Here is a 12559-nt window from a genome sequence, read left to right as displayed (position 1 = left end):
ATCCAGATGCGAAAATTGGTTTGAACAGGGTTGTTAAATTGAGTATCTTTTGTTTAAAATAAACCAATCATGAAAATTCAAGCTTACCTGTACTTATCTTTTTTAATTATTTTTTCTTCTTGTACCCAAAAGGATACTACAAACCGTATCTCGGTTTCATTCTCAAATGATGCCAGTGGTGATTCATTGGATGGACGTCTGTTATTGATGCTTTCCACAAATGATGAAGATGAACCTCGTTTTCAAATTAATGCAGGTCTTGGTGCCCAATTGATTTTTGGTATGGATGTAGAGGACATGAAAGCGGGAGATAATATAATTTTTGATGATTCGATTTTCGGGTTTCCGTACTCGAGCTTAAAAGAAGTACCGCAAGGCGAGTATAATGTCCAAGCACTATTACATACATACGAAACATTTAACTTGTCTACGGGCCATACCGTTAGTTTGCCCATGGACAACGGTGAAGGACAGCAATGGAATAAATCCCCTGGAAATCTTTATAGCGAACCCTTTAAGATTACTGTTGGTGAAAATGGTATTCAAGATGTTGATGTTGTTATGAACAAGGTAATTCCTCCAATTGAAGAGGCTAAAGACACCAAATGGATTAAACACATCAAAATAAAATCAAAAAAACTCTCTGATTTTTGGGGAAGGGATATGTATTTGGGGGCTCATGTCCTCCTTCCCAAAGGTTTTGAAGAACATCCGGAAGCCAAATATCCCCTAATGATTTTCCATGGTCATTTTCCTGATGATTTTGGGGGATTCAGAACGACACCGCCAGACCCAAGTACAAAACCTGAGTATTCTGAGCGCTTTGGTGTAGAAGGTTACAATATTGTTCAACAACAAGAGGCTTATGACTTCTATAAACGTTGGAACGAACCGGACTTCCCTAGGTTTCTTATTATTGAAATTCAACATCCTACGCCTTATTACGATGATTCTTACGCAGTAAATTCCGCCAGTCAGGGACCATATGGTGATGCAATTACCCATGAGTTGATTCCATATATTGAGGAAAAGTTTAGAGGTATGGGAGAAGGTTGGTCACGATTTTTATACGGAGGTTCTACAGGTGGCTGGGAGGCGTTGGCAGTTCAGGTAAAATACCCAGAGGAGTATAATGGCTGTTTTGCAGCTTGCCCGGACCCAATAGATTTTAGGGCCTATTGTTTGACCAATATTTATGAAGATAAAAATGCTTATTACTATGATAGTGACCACAAAAAAATAGAAGTTCCAGCACATCGGGATTATTTAGGCCATGTTCAGACCACTACCCGAGAGTACAATCATTTGGAATTGGTTTTGGGAACCAAATCACGCTCCGGTCAACAATGGGATATTTGGGAAGCCACATATTCACCACAGGGAGAAGATGGCTACCCAGAACGCATTTGGGATAAAATGACAGGAGATATCAATCCAAAAGTAGCAGATTATTGGCGCGAGAATTTTGATCTCAGACACATTCTGGAACGGGACTGGAACAAATTGGGCGATAATTTAAAAGGAAAGATTCATATCTATTGTGGCGATATGGACAATTACTATTTGAACAATGCGGTTTATTTAATGGAAGATTTTCTTGAGAGTACTACAGACCCCTATTATGAGGGTGAAGTACTGTATGGGGATAGAGCAGAACACTGCTGGAACGGGGATCCAGAATTGCCCAACCATATTACCCGTATGCGTTATAATAGTATGTATGTGCCCAAAATCATGAACCGTATTGCAGAAAGTGCCCCAAAAGGTGCCGACTTAAAAAGCTGGAGATACAAATAAGCGATGAAAAATTCGACGAACAAGGTAGCTTGGTTCATTTTTGCCTTTTTGGCATTGGGTGTGGGGCTTTATCCGCTAACTTATGTATTCGCGGGTAAGGATATAGGTCTGTTGCTTTCAAAAACTCCTGAACTCTTATCAAATGTTATTTGGAATATTGGTTTTTATGGACACATAACTTTTGGTGGGTTGGCATTAATGACGGGATGGTCCCAATTCAGTAAAAAAATTCGTTCAAAAAATTTGAGGCTCCACCGCAATCTTGGTAAAATATATGTTGTTGCAGCTATGGTCAGCGGTATATGTGGTATCTACATTGCTTTTTTTGCTACGGGAGGACTTATTACTACGATTGGATTCCTCTGTTTGGGCATTATATGGTTATATACGACATTTAGGGCTTACATGGCAGTAAAATCAAAGGATTTAACATTGCACCAAGGCATGATGATTTATAGCTATGCGGCATGTTTTGCAGCAGTCACGCTTCGAATTTGGTTACCACTTTTAACTGTAGTTTTTGGAGCATTTTTACCTGCATACAAAATAGTGGCTTGGCTTTGTTGGATACCAAACATGATATTTGCCTTCTTTTGGATTCGAAAAAAGGGCATTATTTTGGCGTAAACTTATTTTATAAACGACTATTCCTCTTAAAGCTATTCATAAAACACACAAATACATTTTGAATATATAGAGTATATTATATACAAATGGTATACTTGAAACAAGAATAAAATATTGATACGTTCACTATGAGAAAAAATATTGATATTGATGAATCCATATTAATGAAACTTTAGATTCTTTTCAACCTTTGAAGATATGAGTGTTAAAGCACTTATGGAGAAAGCGGTTTTTTTGTAGAACAAAAGGAACGTGAGCGTTTTGAAAATTTATTGGATGAGAAAAAGGAAGATTTGGGATTACTATTGCTAATGCAGCAAGCGGATAGAAACGGAACCATAGATTGTGAATCTATTATGAATTTATTGGACGAATGAATGTTGTCTTTTTAAAAAGTTTTCAGAAGGATTTGGAAAAAGTAGCGAATAAAAAATAAAGGCGAAATTAAAACATATCATTTTAGAACTTGAAGACGCAGCCACCCTTTCCAATATCAAGAATATTTACAAGATTAAGGGACATCCACAAGCTTACCGAATCCGTTTGGGTGTATACCGTATAGGTCTTTACAAAGAAGGGAATAGGCTTGAACTTGTGAGAATTTTAAAGAAAAAGGATATTTATAAACTTTTTCCATAGCGTGAATCCCATCTTTAAAATTATAGTTCTCTTGTCTAAAAATTAGAATTACTACAAATTATTCACTTTGCGAACAATTGCCCAACATCTTTAAATGCTTTAAACTCTAGGGCATTACCCGAAGGGTCCATAAAAAACATGGTAGCTTGTTCACCAACCTCGCCTTCAAACCTTACATAGGGCTCAATAACAAACTCAACACCTTTGGATTTTAATTTTTTGGAAAAAGACTGAAAAGTATCCCACGGTAAAACTACACCGTAATGTGGCACAGGAACATTTTTTCCGTCCACTGCGTTTGTGTGCAATTCTTCTTTCGATTTTGGTTTATAATGAATAACGACTTGGTGGCCGAACAAGCTAAAATCTACCCAGAGGTCGCTACTACGGCCTTCCTCACACTCCAGCACATCTCTATAAAAAGTTCTGCACTCATCTAAATTGTGAACTGGAATTGCAACATGAAAAGGAGCAATATTTTGCATAATTTATACTTTTCCCGAAAAGTAGGATTTCTTTATCAAGCTTGCAAAAATTCAACAATTTGATTGTTGACTTCTTCTTGGTGCATAGAATGTCCCAAACCTTCAGTAGTGACCAGTTTACTGTTTCTCCAATTTTCATGTACTTTTTCAGAAGCATGGTAGGGAGCTATTAAATCAAATCTATCATGGAACAATAGGCCCTTTTTTGTATTTTTTAAAGCAAATTTTGATGTCGAAAAATCACGGATATGAAACCCAAACCGCTTAAAGATATATGCATCCAAAGCTTTCATCACCCTATCATTAAACTTTAACAGACTTTGGTAATGTTCCATGATTTCATGAAATTCTGAAGGAGCACCAATAACAACAATTCTTTCAACTGTGGGATTTGGATTTTTATATTCGTTGTACATGAGCGTCATTCCGCCAACAGAATGCCCAATAAGATATTTGGGATTATACTTTTTTATCATATACTGTACCGCTTCTTCATATAAAGGAACATACAGTTTATTTCCCGAAGAGTAACCATGCGAAGGTGCATCAAAAGCGATGATGTCAAAATTAGCGTTTTGTAACTTCTCTATAAGATTTCTCCAACGATAAGTATTACTTTCCCACCCATGAACGAGTAAAACGGTTTCTTTATCACCTGACCAGTGGTAAGACTGCAGCCGATGTCCTGCTATTTGTTCCATTGTATTTTTAACTGGGTCCAAATATTTTTTTTGTTGGGGCAACACCCGTCCTTTTCTAACCGTGCAAAATAGGTTGAATGCCTTTTTGGCCGTTTTTTGTGGCGCAAAAAGTGAGAGCGTATTGAAATACTTTCCATATACAAGTGGAAGTATTGCCAAAATATGTTTTTTCATCTGGTTACTTTTTGTAACTTACTCTATAAAGGAAATTAAAAATACAGATTACTTTTCAAAATAAATAGCGTTACTAAAAACAAATCAAGTGTAAATATGGAAACTGTAGTTGATAATCAGAAAGTTAGAACTGTAAAAAAGTTAGAAAAAATGTTTGGGCATATTGATTTCAAGCATCCTCCGGAACTCTGCCCAGTAAGGGATGTTATGTCAGTGGCATCAGATCAGTGGAGTACTTTAATCATCCTATGGCTGGGATACTTTCCAGTAATGCGATTTAACAAGCTAAAGAAATATGTTTATGGGATATCCAATAAAGTCTTGAGCCAACGCTTGAAGGTCTTGGAGGCAGATGGATATATTTCAAGAAAAGCCTATGCCGAAGTACCGATACGTGTGGAATATAGACTTACAGATTTTGGGCAATCTTATGTAGAGAAACTTTTGGAACTTACGGAATGGATGCAGACCAATAGCCCCAAGGTAATTGCCAACCGTGAAAGATATGGATTGGTTTAATAAATTAAAAAAGCTATTCCCACCCAAGCATAAGATATTTCAATTTCGCATCGTTTGGAATCTGAACCGCTTCAATATCCTTATTGGTATATTGCAGATTAGAGGGTAATTCTTTACGGTCTATAGTAAAATAAAAATTGCTCGCTTTTGGAAAAACAACTATACTGTTCAACGTAGTGACCACTTTTTTAAAGTTATAGTTTTGCTGAATTTCTCCAAATCTGCTGTTTAGGCCTATACCTTTCTCCGTTTTATAACGCGGATCAAATATTCTTATATTTTCTACGGTAGGCACACTATCAAGATTTGGACTGAGTGTTAGTAAATGTTTTCCGCCTTTTTCAAAAATCTTGATTTTCTTGTTCTTTGTTCCAATATTTAACCTTAAGGTATCTTTTACAATGGAATCTTGAGCATAAATGGTTTCCAAATCATCAATTGGGGTTGTACTCAAAAGTGGACCAATACTATTTTCCGTAATTAAGAATGTAGTATCTTTTTCTTCACATCCAAAGGAAAATAGGAGACCTAAAAAACCAAAAATCAATTGTTTTTTTTTCATTTTACTGATAGCTAACTAACGAATAACTTTTTTTAAAACTCCGAGTACACCGCGAATAAATGTAGCACTGGTCAAAACCTTTACAACGGGGTTCATTCGTGTACTCCTACGGCTAGAGGTGCTTCTTTTTGAAGTTGCTTTTCTTTCTTTCACTTTTTCCGCCTCTTTCTCAGCAATTTCTATTTTTTCATTCAGGATTTCATAGGCACTTTCCCTATCAATATCCTCGTTGTATTTTTTTATCAATTTTGATTTGCCCAAAGTTTCTTTCAGTTCAGCATTTGTCAAAACATCCATCCTGCTCATCGGAGCTCGTAGCATGGTTGCCGCCAATGGGGTAGGTCTGCCTTTTTCATCCAAGGCGGAAATCAAGGCTTCGCCTATTCCCAATGAGGTCAGCACCTCTTTTGTGTCATAAAATTCAGAATCTGGATAATTTTCAGCGGTAAGTTTGATGGCCTTTCTGTCTTTTGCTGTAAAAGCCCTGAGCGCATGTTGCACTTTAAGTCCCAATTGCGCCAAAACATCATCCGGTACGTCCGTAGGATTTTGGGTTACAAAATACAGTCCGATACCCTTAGATCTAATCAATTTTACGATACTTTCAATTTGATCCAAAAGTGCTTTGGAAGCTTCTTTGAAAATAAGATGCGCTTCATCAATAAAAAGAATCAACTCGGGTCTGTCGCTATCGCCCTGTTCTGGAAACGTACTGTAGATTTCGGCCAAAAGGCTGAGCATAAATGTTGAAAATAGCTTGGGCCTATCTTGGATATCCGTAAGACGAATAATATTGATGTAGCCTCTGCCATTTTCATCGATTCGGACCAAATCATCGACTTCAAAAGATTTTTCACCAAAGAACATATCTGCTCCCTGCTGTTCCAGCTCTATGATTTTCCTTAAAATTGTTCCTGTAGAACTAGTGGAGATGCGACCATAGGAAGCTTGAAACTCTTTTTTGCCCTCACCCGTGGCATATTGCAATACTTTCTTAAAATCTTTTAGGTCCAACAGCGGTAACTTATTGTCATCGCAATATTTAAATACAACGGCAACAATTCCTTCTTGTGTGACAGTTAGGTCTAAAATCCTTGAAAGTAGAACAGGGCCAAATTCGGACACCGTAGCGCGCAAACGGACACCATCCTGTTCGGATAGGGATAAAATTTCGACAGGAAAAGCACTTGCATTAAAAGGGATTCCTATCTTCTCATGGCGCTCCTCTATTTTTGGATGGCCAGGGCTCGGTTGGGCTATTCCGCTCAAATCACCCTTAAGGTCCATCAATAATACGGGAATCCCCTTGTCCGATAAATTTTCCGCAATCACTTGAAGCGTCTTTGTCTTTCCCGTACCTGTGGCTCCGGCAATCAATCCATGCCTATTGAGGGTTTTCAAAGGAATTTTCACAAAGGCATTGGTCACTGTTTCTCCATTCAGCATTCCTGAGCCCATGGTTATAAAGTCCCCTTTTGTTGTGTAGCCTTTTTCTATATGTTCAAAGAATTCCTCTTTGCTGCCCATGGACTTCAATTTCCGATAAAAATAGGGTAATTTTAAGCAAATTTAAAACTTGCACCATGAAACCGATTCATCGTATTTTTCTTTTCATTTTGACAGTGGGAATATGTACTACTTCATACGCTCAGGATACCACAGAAATTGTTTTTCACAAATCTCACGAAGTTAAAAAACAAAATGCTCCTTTCAGTGATGCCGTACAAGCAGGGAACCTATTCTTTTTGGCGGGCCAAATAGGGATGGACCACACTACCAGAACAATGGTTGATGGCGGAATTAAAGGCGAGACCGAACAGGTGATTAAAAATATTGAAGCAGTTTTGGCACAACATGATATGAAGTTGGGGAATGTTGTAAAATGCACCGTGATTTTAAGCACCATGGAAGATTTTGGAGATTTTAATGAGGTATATTCCAAGTTTTTTACAAAAAAACCTGCAAGAACTACTTTTGCCGCGAGTGGATTGGCAAGAGATGCCAAAATTGAGATAGAGGTGGTAGCTGTACGATAGCTAAAGACCTTTAAGAAATCAAGCAATTTCAATTGTAAGGGTTGATTCCTCAACTACTACCATCAAAAAATCCAGCCAACCGAACTATCTTTGCAAAATGGTTTCAGAAAAGGTCATGGATTTGGTCGGTAAGGGATTAATGCTTCCACTAATGGAAGAATTCTATACCATTCAGGGAGAGGGATACCACAAAGGTACTGCTGCTTATTTTATTAGAGTTGGAGGTTGTGATGTTGGCTGTCATTGGTGCGATGTAAAAGAAAGCTGGAATGCTGAGACGCATCCACCCACCGCAATAGAGCGTATAATTGATAATGCCTCAAAATATTCGAATATCATAGTAATAACTGGTGGAGAACCCCTTACTTGGGATATGGGTCCCTTGACCTCTGGACTAAAGAACAAAAACCTACAGATTCATATCGAAACTTCAGGGGCCTATCCACTAACGGGCAAATGGGATTGGATATGTCTCTCACCAAAAAAGAACAAACTTCCCAAGAACAAAATTTATGCCTTGGCAAACGAACTTAAAATCATTGTTTATAACAAACATGATTTTATTTTTGCTGAAGAGCAAGCCGCACAAGTAAGCGAAGATTGTATTTTATATTTACAGCCAGAATGGAGTGTTCGTGATAAAATGGTTCCAGAAATCGTAGACTATGTCATGAAGAATCCAAAATGGAAAGTATCCTTACAGACCCACAAATATTTAAATATACCTTAACAGGTGTTACTAACGACCTCCGTTACTCTCAAGATCTAGAAGACATTCAGCATCAAGTAACGGCACCGCAGCGAATCCTCTAGAAACATTACTTTCCAGTATTTTAAGTACCGAATTTCCGTTTAGATTACACGCAGATCGAATAGTCGAAGCTTTCCCGGTTAAATTTTGTGTTCTTGCCGTAGCACCAAATTGCAATTGTGCCCGCATGAGGCAACCATCCACTATGCAATGATTATCAGCTTCTGGATCTTCATGGTCATTAATGGCATCAGTTCCCAAGTTCACCAATCCAAACAGATGTCCAAACTCATGATTTAAAGTGGCCGTTTCCAGTTCTGTAACACTTACCAAAGAACTTCTGCTGGCAAGATTGCGTATAGTGGATTCGTAGATGATCATAGATGTATTCTGGTATACAGCGCCCAAAGTGACCAGACCTTCATCTAAATCGTCACCATCAGAAGGGGCATCGGCAAAATAAATGTAAATGGCCAAAGTGCTTCCATCATTATATGCAGTTCTGTTTTCTTCCTCCAAATCCGCAATCTCTTCCAATACCAAAGTTTCTTCATTTGGAGAGGGCAACTCGGTGTAAATGATTTCAATGTCCTGTTTAAAAGTCCTGTCCCGTAGAAAATCAACAAAATTGTTCATAGCTGTTTGGGTAGGCCTGAATCCTGTAACAAAACCTATTTCAATTCGCAGTTCATCAAAATTTGCATTGGATAAAATATCGTTGGCGGAGGCTCCCGTTGCCAATAGATTTGCTGACCTATCAACTCTTACGGTTATTGTCTCGGAATCATCGGAATCGTTAGAACAGCTAAACACGAATCCTAGACAAAAAATCATTATAAAAAGGGTTTTCTTTTTCATAGGGAAAAGATATATAATGAAAACGACATGCGGTAAAATCTATTATACACTTAACGAAAGTTTTGCTAAATAGTCGTAATGTTTGCCCTTACTTACGAGTTCACAATTAAAACCATTGCTTTTACAGACTTTTTTTAACGTATTGAAATCAATATAGAGCCACTCAAAAGGTGAACTTTTCTGTCCTTTATATTCCATGGTAAAAGTTACCTCCCCATAATAACTTCCAGTATCGGGAACCCAAAACCCTCCATCCTCATCTTTGTCGAACATGTAAATAATATCACTTGAATCCAATAATATTTGACCGTTTGGATTCAATAAAGTTTTTAAGTGCTTTAAAAAATAGCCTAAATCAATAATTTTTCCAGCAAGACCAATTCCATTCATGAGCAATAAGAGCGTATCGAATTTGAAATATTCAAAATCAAGAATTTTGCTGTGAATCATTTTTTTTACACCTCTTTTTTCGCAAACTTTCATCGCTCCTTTTGATGAATCCAAAGCAGAAACATTCAACCCCTTATTTTGAAGATATAATGTATGACTTCCAGCACCACAGCCAATATCAAGAACATTTCCTTTTGCCAATTCCAATGCTTTTTGCTCTAATCGTGGCATTTCATCAAAGCTGCGAAAGAGATAGGGCAGGAGAATGGAATCAACCTCATCAAGAGATGAGTACGTTGTAATATCTTCTGTGTGCTTACCAGCTTGATAGTCCAAAAGGGCATTTCCAATTATATCTTCCATATTCTGTAATAACATGGTACAAAAGTGGGACTTTAATCATATATAATGGTTTAATGGAATTCAATTTTTTAAGTTTGCCCTACTATGCAGCAACGTCTTGAACAGTTACCTAAGAAAGCCGAGGAAAAACATGCGGAGAACAGAAGATTTTTTACGAAGCTTAAAAAAAGGCCTCCAAAAGATTTGGATTATACCATGCAGAATCTTCATAATGAAGAGTTTGAACAAACAGATTGTCTTACTTGTGCCAATTGCTGTAAGACAACAGGGCCTCTTTTTACCAATACCGATATTGGCCGTATAGCCAAGTACTTTAGAATGAAACCTTCAAAATTTATTGACAAATTCTTAAGGGTAGATGAAGAAAACGATTATGTTCTAAAAGGAGTCCCATGTACTTTTTTGGGAGCTGATAATTACTGTTCCATTTATACGGTGCGTCCGAAAGCATGTCGGGAATTTCCGCACACAGACCGAAAAAAGTTTCATCAGATATCAAATCTTACCTTGAAGAATGTTACTATTTGTCCTGCTGCGTTCAATATCGTTGAGAAAATGAAAAAGACAATCAAATTTTGATGATTTCTTATATTTGGTACTATGGAACAATTGATTACGTATTTTGAAAGCATTCCCCCTTTACATAGAAGTCTTATTTTAGTTGGGGGTATCACTTTCTTCTGGATACTGGAAGGTATCGTACCTCTATTTAGCGTAAATTACAGAAAATGGCGCCATTCCGTTCCTAACTTCTTCTTTACGTTGACGACTATCATCGTCAATTTTCCACTAGCATTTTTGTTGCTAAAAACCGCGGATTGGTCCGTAGAAAACCAATTCGGAATCATCAATTGGCTGCCAGAAATGCCCTTGTGGTTGTACGTGCTTCTCGGTGTTATGCTTCTGGATTTGATAGGGGCTTATACGGCACACCTTGTAGAGCATAAGGTAAAGCCGCTTTGGATGGTACATTTGGTGCACCATTCCGACCATAATGTAGATACGACAACGGCTAATCGCCATCATCCCCTGGAAAGCTTGATTCGATATGCTTTCACTTTAACAGGTGTTTTTCTTGTTGGGGCGCCAATAGGCATAGTTATGTTGTACCAAAGTCTGTCCGTAGTGCTTTCACAGTTCAATCATGCCAATATTCGATTGCCAAAAAAATTGGATGACGCCATAAGTTGGATTATAATAAGCCCCGATATGCACAAGGTGCATCATCATTATCAACTTCCCTATACAGATTCCAATTATGGTAATATCTTTTCAATTTGGGATAGGCTTTTCGGTACTTACATGAAAATGGATGTGGACAAGATAGTTTACGGTGTCGATACTTTCCCCGATGAAAAGGAAAACAGCAGTATATGGGGCTTGCTAAAGCAGCCTTTCCATAAATATAGAAGACCCACTACAAACAATTAATCATAAATTAAGTACTTTTCTCTAATTATTTTAAAAAACTCCAAATCCTTCTGCCAGGTTGCTTTAATTTCTGATTCTGAGAGTCCCGCTTCAATTTGTTTCTGCAAACTATTGGTCCCTACATGTTTAGTGAAGGATTCAGTTTTGAAAATCTTTGATTTATCCGAAGCATTGATATATGCATCCATCAACCATTGTAAGGAAACAGTATTCATCTGTGCATGTCCTGATAAATCTTTTCCAAAACACTTTTCGCCCTCTTCTTTTGGATTTTTGGAACCAAAATTAGGTTTGGGAACATAGCTAAAATCGTATAGATTACTATCCAAAAATGATGCTCCGTAGCGTTGAAACTGGAACTCGGTTCCCCTTCCTGCATTAACGTTGGTACCTTCAAAAAGGCCTAGACTTGGATAGAGATTGATGGCAACATCGTTGGGGAGGTTTGGCGAGGGTCTAATTGGGATGTGGTACTTGGATTGATGGGAATAATTTTCAAGTGGGATTATGGTCAAGTCCGCACGGACTTCTTCACGCAACCATCTTTCGGAATTGATCATTTTCGCATATTCTCCAATAGTCATTCCGTATACTAAAGGGATAGTGGTCATCCCTAAAAAGCTTGTATGCTCTTTTTGCATAGTAGGGCCGTCTACATAATGCCCGTTGGGATTAGGCCTATCTAAAACAACGATTGGAACATTATTTTCTGCACAAGCTTCCATGACCAGTTGTAGCGTTGCGATATAGGTATAGAACCGAACACCAACATCTTGAATATCAAAAAGAATAATGTCCAGACCTTTTAGTTGGTCTTCGGAAGGTTTTTTGTTCTTCCCGTAAAGTGAAACAATGGGGAGTCCAGTTTTGGTGTCCACACCATCTTTGACCAATTCGCCTGCATCCGCTCTACCACGAAACCCATGTTCCGGCGCAAATACTTTTTCAATATTCGTCTTCAAGGAAACCAATGAATCCACTAAATGGGTGTATCCATTTTCTTTAAAAATCACACTGGTCTGATTGGCCACCACTCCAACATTTTTATTTTTGAGTAATGGTAGATATTCCGTTGTTCTATTCGCAGCAACTTTAATTGCCGATAGAGTATCTTTTTCTTTATGGTCGGCGGTATGCACAATTTCCTTTTCCTGTCCCCTGCATGAAGAAAACAGTAAAAACAACAATAAAGCAGTATTTTTGAAAATAGATAAAACGGACATTCG

The 12559-nt window shown here is 37.8% G+C and carries 14 protein-coding genes; 7 read left to right on the top strand and 7 right to left on the bottom strand.

Going from position 1 to position 12559, the window contains the following annotated elements:
- Window positions 1-69: 69 nt before the first annotated feature.
- Both HME9304_RS03680 and HME9304_RS03675 read left to right on the top strand, forming a co-directional pair.
- Window positions 70-1797 carry an alpha/beta hydrolase-fold protein gene (locus HME9304_RS03680; protein ID WP_112377303.1) on the top strand — a complete coding sequence of 576 codons (1728 nt, stop codon included), beginning with the start codon at window positions 70-72 and terminating at the stop codon, window positions 1795-1797.
- A gap of 3 nt (window positions 1798-1800) precedes the next feature.
- Window positions 1801-2424: a DUF2306 domain-containing protein gene (locus HME9304_RS03675; RefSeq protein ID WP_112377302.1), complete on the top strand. Its 624-nt coding sequence runs from the start codon at window positions 1801-1803 to the stop codon at window positions 2422-2424.
- Between the two features lie 701 nt (window positions 2425-3125).
- Here HME9304_RS03675 and HME9304_RS03665 read toward each other — a convergent pair.
- Window positions 3126-3548, bottom strand: a complete 423-nt coding sequence (locus HME9304_RS03665) for a VOC family protein (protein ID WP_112377301.1) — start codon at window positions 3546-3548, stop codon at window positions 3126-3128.
- A 35-nt stretch (window positions 3549-3583) separates the two neighbouring features.
- Window positions 3584-4423, bottom strand: a complete 840-nt coding sequence (locus HME9304_RS03660) for an alpha/beta hydrolase (protein ID WP_112377300.1) — start codon at window positions 4421-4423, stop codon at window positions 3584-3586.
- 96 nt (window positions 4424-4519) lie between these two features.
- Here HME9304_RS03660 and HME9304_RS03655 point away from each other — a divergent pair, with 96 nt between their 5' ends.
- Window positions 4520-4942: a winged helix-turn-helix transcriptional regulator gene (locus HME9304_RS03655; protein ID WP_112377299.1), complete on the top strand. Its 423-nt coding sequence runs from the start codon at window positions 4520-4522 to the stop codon at window positions 4940-4942.
- Window positions 4943-4955: 13 nt separating this feature from the next.
- Here the strand turns inward: HME9304_RS03655 and HME9304_RS03650 are convergent, their stop codons facing one another.
- Together HME9304_RS03650 and HME9304_RS03645 are read right to left on the bottom strand one after the other, a co-directional pair.
- Window positions 4956-5504: a hypothetical protein gene (locus tag HME9304_RS03650; RefSeq protein WP_112377298.1), complete on the bottom strand. Its 549-nt coding sequence runs from the start codon at window positions 5502-5504 to the stop codon at window positions 4956-4958.
- 15 nt (window positions 5505-5519) lie between these two features.
- Window positions 5520-7031 carry a helicase HerA-like domain-containing protein gene (locus tag HME9304_RS03645; protein ID WP_112377297.1) on the bottom strand — a complete coding sequence of 504 codons (1512 nt, stop codon included), beginning with the start codon at window positions 7029-7031 and terminating at the stop codon, window positions 5520-5522.
- Window positions 7032-7087: 56 nt separating this feature from the next.
- Here HME9304_RS03645 and HME9304_RS03640 point away from each other — a divergent pair, with 56 nt between their 5' ends.
- Both HME9304_RS03640 and HME9304_RS03635 read left to right on the top strand, forming a co-directional pair.
- Complete coding sequence (locus HME9304_RS03640; RefSeq protein WP_112377296.1) at window positions 7088-7540, top strand: Rid family detoxifying hydrolase; 453 nt, start codon at window positions 7088-7090, stop codon at window positions 7538-7540.
- A 97-nt stretch (window positions 7541-7637) separates the two neighbouring features.
- A complete protein-coding gene (locus tag HME9304_RS03635) occupies window positions 7638-8270 on the top strand; it encodes a 7-carboxy-7-deazaguanine synthase QueE (RefSeq protein WP_112377295.1) in 633 nt (210 codons plus the stop codon).
- A gap of 9 nt (window positions 8271-8279) precedes the next feature.
- Here HME9304_RS03635 and HME9304_RS03630 read toward each other — a convergent pair whose 3' ends face one another.
- Window positions 8280-9149 (bottom strand): hypothetical protein, encoded by an 870-nt coding sequence (locus HME9304_RS03630; protein ID WP_112377294.1) that lies wholly within the window; start codon window positions 9147-9149, stop codon window positions 8280-8282.
- A gap of 42 nt (window positions 9150-9191) precedes the next feature.
- A complete protein-coding gene (locus HME9304_RS03625; protein WP_112377293.1) occupies window positions 9192-9902 on the bottom strand; it encodes a class I SAM-dependent methyltransferase in 711 nt (236 codons plus the stop codon).
- An 84-nt stretch (window positions 9903-9986) separates the two neighbouring features.
- Here HME9304_RS03625 and HME9304_RS03620 point away from each other — a divergent pair, with 84 nt between their 5' ends.
- Both HME9304_RS03620 and HME9304_RS03615 read left to right on the top strand, forming a co-directional pair.
- Entirely contained in the window at window positions 9987-10481 is a 495-nt protein-coding gene (locus HME9304_RS03620; protein ID WP_112377292.1) for a YkgJ family cysteine cluster protein, read from the top strand.
- A gap of 21 nt (window positions 10482-10502) precedes the next feature.
- Window positions 10503-11333, top strand: a complete 831-nt coding sequence (locus HME9304_RS03615) for a sterol desaturase family protein (protein WP_112377291.1) — start codon at window positions 10503-10505, stop codon at window positions 11331-11333.
- Here HME9304_RS03615 and HME9304_RS03610 read toward each other — a convergent pair.
- Window positions 11330-12556, bottom strand: a complete 1227-nt coding sequence (locus tag HME9304_RS03610) for an exo-beta-N-acetylmuramidase NamZ family protein (protein ID WP_112377290.1) — start codon at window positions 12554-12556, stop codon at window positions 11330-11332. The genes HME9304_RS03615 and HME9304_RS03610 overlap by 4 nt on opposite strands.
- Window positions 12557-12559 lie beyond the last annotated feature (3 nt).

It is taken from the genome of Flagellimonas maritima, assembly GCF_003269425.1.
In the GTDB taxonomy this organism is placed as follows: Bacteria; Bacteroidota; Bacteroidia; order Flavobacteriales; family Flavobacteriaceae; genus Flagellimonas; species Flagellimonas maritima.
The sequence above is the reverse complement of the archived record's forward strand: the minus strand, read 5'-3'. Positions and strand labels throughout refer to the sequence as shown.

What these genes read in the sequence shown, in the direction of transcription:
- HME9304_RS03645 (WP_112377297.1), bottom strand. Translation starts at nt 7,031, where the DNA reads ATGGGCAGCAAAGAGGAATTCTTTGAACATATAGAAAAAGGCTACACA.
- HME9304_RS03660 (WP_112377300.1), bottom strand. Translation starts at nt 4,423, where the DNA reads ATGAAAAAACATATTTTGGCAATACTTCCACTTGTATATGGAAAGTAT.
- HME9304_RS03620 (WP_112377292.1), top strand. Translation starts at nt 9,987, where the DNA reads ATGCAGCAACGTCTTGAACAGTTACCTAAGAAAGCCGAGGAAAAACAT.
- HME9304_RS03615 (WP_112377291.1), top strand. Translation starts at nt 10,503, where the DNA reads ATGGAACAATTGATTACGTATTTTGAAAGCATTCCCCCTTTACATAGA.
- HME9304_RS03635 (WP_112377295.1), top strand. Translation starts at nt 7,638, where the DNA reads ATGGTTTCAGAAAAGGTCATGGATTTGGTCGGTAAGGGATTAATGCTT.
- HME9304_RS03650 (WP_112377298.1), bottom strand. Translation starts at nt 5,504, where the DNA reads ATGAAAAAAAAACAATTGATTTTTGGTTTTTTAGGTCTCCTATTTTCC.
- HME9304_RS03655 (WP_112377299.1), top strand. Translation starts at nt 4,520, where the DNA reads ATGGAAACTGTAGTTGATAATCAGAAAGTTAGAACTGTAAAAAAGTTA.
- HME9304_RS03630 (WP_112377294.1), bottom strand. Translation starts at nt 9,149, where the DNA reads ATGAAAAAGAAAACCCTTTTTATAATGATTTTTTGTCTAGGATTCGTG.
- HME9304_RS03675 (WP_112377302.1), top strand. Translation starts at nt 1,801, where the DNA reads ATGAAAAATTCGACGAACAAGGTAGCTTGGTTCATTTTTGCCTTTTTG.
- HME9304_RS03665 (WP_112377301.1), bottom strand. Translation starts at nt 3,548, where the DNA reads ATGCAAAATATTGCTCCTTTTCATGTTGCAATTCCAGTTCACAATTTA.
- HME9304_RS03680 (WP_112377303.1), top strand. Translation starts at nt 70, where the DNA reads ATGAAAATTCAAGCTTACCTGTACTTATCTTTTTTAATTATTTTTTCT.
- HME9304_RS03610 (WP_112377290.1), bottom strand. Translation starts at nt 12,556, where the DNA reads ATGTCCGTTTTATCTATTTTCAAAAATACTGCTTTATTGTTGTTTTTA.
- HME9304_RS03625 (WP_112377293.1), bottom strand. Translation starts at nt 9,902, where the DNA reads ATGGAAGATATAATTGGAAATGCCCTTTTGGACTATCAAGCTGGTAAG.
- HME9304_RS03640 (WP_112377296.1), top strand. Translation starts at nt 7,088, where the DNA reads ATGAAACCGATTCATCGTATTTTTCTTTTCATTTTGACAGTGGGAATA.